The organism is Desulfovibrio sp. 1214_IL3152 (assembly GCF_036763055.1).
GTDB lineage: Bacteria > Desulfobacterota > Desulfovibrionia > Desulfovibrionales > Desulfovibrionaceae > Desulfovibrio.
The window spans coordinates 1-3,480 of record NZ_JBAIYW010000407.1 but is presented as its reverse complement, the minus strand read 5'-3'; the positions used below and the strand labels follow the sequence as shown (position 1 = coordinate 3,480).

4 protein-coding genes are annotated in these 3,480 nt (G+C 52.7%); 3 read left to right on the top strand and 1 reads right to left on the bottom strand.

The window, feature by feature from the left end; translation table 11 throughout:
• Positions 1-811 precede the first annotated feature (811 nt).
• On the bottom strand, positions 812-976 hold the full coding sequence (locus tag V6C07_RS08735) for a hypothetical protein (RefSeq protein ID WP_333536014.1): 165 nt from the start codon (positions 974-976) through the stop codon (positions 812-814).
• A gap of 503 nt (positions 977-1,479) precedes the next feature.
• Here V6C07_RS08735 and V6C07_RS08730 point away from each other — a divergent pair.
• The 3 genes from V6C07_RS08730 to V6C07_RS08720 all read left to right on the top strand — a co-directional run bounded on the left by V6C07_RS08730 (position 1,480) and on the right by V6C07_RS08720 (position 2,904).
• Complete coding sequence (locus V6C07_RS08730; RefSeq protein WP_333536012.1) at positions 1,480-1,890, top strand: Fur family transcriptional regulator; 411 nt, start codon at positions 1,480-1,482, stop codon at positions 1,888-1,890.
• Positions 1,891-2,147: 257 nt separating this feature from the next.
• Positions 2,148-2,690 carry a bacterioferritin gene (locus V6C07_RS08725; RefSeq protein ID WP_333536010.1) on the top strand — a complete coding sequence of 181 codons (543 nt, stop codon included), beginning with the start codon at positions 2,148-2,150 and terminating at the stop codon, positions 2,688-2,690.
• A gap of 25 nt (positions 2,691-2,715) precedes the next feature.
• Entirely contained in the window at positions 2,716-2,904 is a 189-nt protein-coding gene (locus tag V6C07_RS08720; RefSeq protein ID WP_333536009.1) for a rubredoxin, read from the top strand.
• Positions 2,905-3,480 lie beyond the last annotated feature (576 nt).

The following is a 3,480-nucleotide window of genomic DNA, read 5'->3' as shown; positions in this document are numbered from 1 at the left end:
TTCTTTGCCAAATCAATGCCGATGGTAGTAATGATCTTCATGGGATGGTTCCCTTTCTGAGGTTTTCCATACCCTAGGGTAGCCAATTTATGCGGGCGGGACCATCCCATCACTCTACAGCTAGAGCGTTGCGGCGCGTGGAGCGATGGGCAAGGACATCTGACAGGTGTGCGCCTGTTACAGGCATGTATCTATTTATGTTCCAGATAAATTTCTGTGGCTCTTTTCTATGTTTCGGGAAAACTGAAAAAAATTTTCAAGAAAAGCGGGCTATTGATTGTAACCTTATGAATACTAGTGCGTGTTGACGGGTTACGGCTTGACCTCTTTTAGTAAGTTTTATAACTTAGTAAATTCCTTCGATACGTAGGCAGTAATGCAGATGCAGCTGAAGCGGCAAGCCCGGTTTGCGGCTCGCGCTTGACGTTGTGCTTTGGGTGTCGTGCCGATGGCGTGATGCTGGGCAGGTTAAATCCCGGGCAGCTTTGCGACTGGTTCTGTGCGGGCAGGCTTGCCTGTCGGTTCTGTCGGCTGCCATATCTCTGCAGAACATTTTTCCGGCATATGCGGGGCAAGCTCTGCATGGCCGTCCTGCTGCTGTGGTGCGCGCTGCCCCTGGGCTTTGGCGAGTGCTGCAGCCAGCGGCAGGTGCTTTGAGTGGGCTTTTTGAATGCCCTTTGCCTGAACTTGCGCGTTTTCCGCTACATGATAGTGATCGCGGACATATCGGGAAAAAGTAAGCGCACAGATTAGAGCAGATTAACTTTGAAAATGTACATTCTCAAAGTTTAAAACACGCTCGCTTCGGTGTTTAACCGCGCAAATAAATTGCGCTTACGCCTTCGCGGCGGGCGTCTGCTCGCGCAGCCGCCAGAGCAATTTCAAAGTGAAATTGCTCTAGTTTGATGATTGTAAAAAATTTCTGATAGCCGCCAGTCGGCAGGCCCTTGAAGCCGCAGATCACTCCGTCGCCCACACCGGCTGCGCGACAGGGTCGGTTGCCGGATGAGGCCAGGCTCAAGGTGCAATCTGGTGACAGAAACAGGGCGCGTGCGGCAACACTGCGCCCTGTGCAAAAACGCTGGTTTTTGAACCGAAGGAAAGTGGCGATTATTTGCGGCGAATGAAGGACGATCGCAATCGGAAGATGGCCCTTGCGGCAGCGCTGAATTTGGAAACACTCCGGAACAGCAGCCCTTGTCCGATCTAATGGTTTGGACTGGGCTGGCTGCGTGTGGAGGCAAGGCCTCCCCGCAGCGTATCCTGAATGGAGCCCGAAGCCTCATGGCTTTTGGCCTGGAATAACAGCAATGCCGTTTGATGATCAGGAGCAAACGCCGGCACTACACGGCAAAGCACCGGATCAGGCCATCCTGCTGGCATAAGCCCCGGGCAGCATATATTTTAGCATCCTGGTCGTATTTGGGCTTGACAGCATCCTTCGGTAACAGTAATTTTTACTATCATATGGAGACTGATATGGCCCAAGTTCAAACAAGAATGACCCGTCAGCGTGCGGTAATTTTGGAAGAGTTGCGCAAGACCAAAACTCATCCCACTGCGGATGAGCTTTACAGCATCGTGCGCGAACGTCTGCCCCGCATCAGCCTTGGCACCGTTTACCGCAACCTGGACTTTCTGGCCGACAGCGGCGAAATTCGCCGTCTTGAGGCTGCCGGATCGACCAAGCGGTTTGACGGCGATATCTCACGTCACCATCATGTGCGCTGCATCCAGTGTGGCCGCATCGGAGATGTGATGGGTATGCACGAGGCTCCTTGCGTGGATGGCATGAACGTGGAAGGTTTTTCTTCCGTGTTGAGTTCGCGTATTGAATATGACGGTATTTGTTGCAACTGTGCCGGACGTGTGTGCGGCGACATACAGTAGGCCGCCTGTTCAGTGATAGCGGCGTAGCTTGTTCGGCCTGAGAAAAATTCAAGGGCCGGGACGAACCCGGCTGCCTGACGGCGGCGGGAAAGCTGTGTGACAGGGCGCGCTTCTGGCATAATGTGTTCCGCAGCGAACCGGAGGCAAGGCGTTTTTTTGAGCGCTTTTGCCAGGGTTTTGTCGGCAGAACCAGGCTTGAGTGTTTGCGCAAATACGTTTATAAATCTCTGGTACTCTATAACACAAGGAGTTTCAGAATGGCTGGAAATAGAGAAAACCGCAAGGCCAAGGTCATCGAGGTTCTCAACAAGGCTCGCGCCATGGAGCTGCACGCCATACACCAATACATGAACCAGCACTATAGCCTGGATGATATGGACTATGGTGAACTGGCTGCCAACATGAAGCTTATCGCCATTGACGAAATGCGTCATGCGGAAAGCTTCGCTGAACGCATCAAGGAACTGGGCGGCGAACCGACCACCCAGAAAGACGGCAAGGTGGTCACTGGTCAGGCCGTTCCCGCTATCTATGAAAGCGATGCGGACCAGGAAGACGCCACCATTGAAGCGTACAGCCAGTTCCTCAATGTCTGTAAAGAACAGGGCGATATTGTTACTGCACGCCTTTTTGAGCGCATTATTGAAGAAGAACAGGCCCATCTGACCTATTACGAAAATATCGGCAGCCATATCAAGAACCTTGGCGACACCTATCTTGCCAAGATCGCCGGTACGCCTTCGTCCACGGGTACTGACAGCAAGGGCTTTGTCACCGGTACTGCTACGGCTGGCGAATAGTCGCCGGAAAAAACAGGGAGGTATCATGGCTGAACCGCAAGACATGTGGCGTTGCCAGATGGTAAACTGTGGCTATGTGTATGATCCCGACCGTGGCGACAAGCGCCACAAGATTCCCGCGGGAACCAAGTTTGAAGACCTGCCCGAAGATTGGCGTTGCCCGGTCTGTGGCGCAGGTAAAAAAAGCTTTCGCCGCCTGAGTGATGAAGCATAGTCAGCTTTGTGCTCACTGGTGAAGAGCAGATTCAATAGGAAAGCCCCGGCCATTGGCCGGGGCTTTCCTATTGAATCTGGCGGCATTGACGGGCCTTGCGGACTATTCCTCAGAGTATTTTAGCCCGTGAAGCGCTCCGGCGTCTGCGAAGGCAGGTACCCGTCCCAAAGGGCCAGGCGCAGCTTCAAGCATGGCCGCTTGCCCTTTACGGATGAGGCAGCAGCGTTATGTGTTATGCTGCAAACGCCGTAGTGGGGCATAACTCTCTGAAAGTGCAGGCTTGAAATACAACGTCCTAGACAGTGTCGTCACGAGCGCCTTTCCCGGTATCTCTGCGTCGAACTTCGCCTTTTATTCCGGTCGAGTACCATAAGAGTACACTCCCTGTATAAAAGGCTCGTTCTCCTTGATATACCAAGCAAATTCATCTCGTGACGACACTGTCTAGATGTAGTGTTTCTATAGGTTGTTCACCCTCCCCAAATCGGTAAAGCTGGAGTTACCAAACAACAGCAAACCGAGTGAGGGAAAGGGTGAACAGCCATAAGAATGCCAAACTGACGGTTCGTAGTCGAG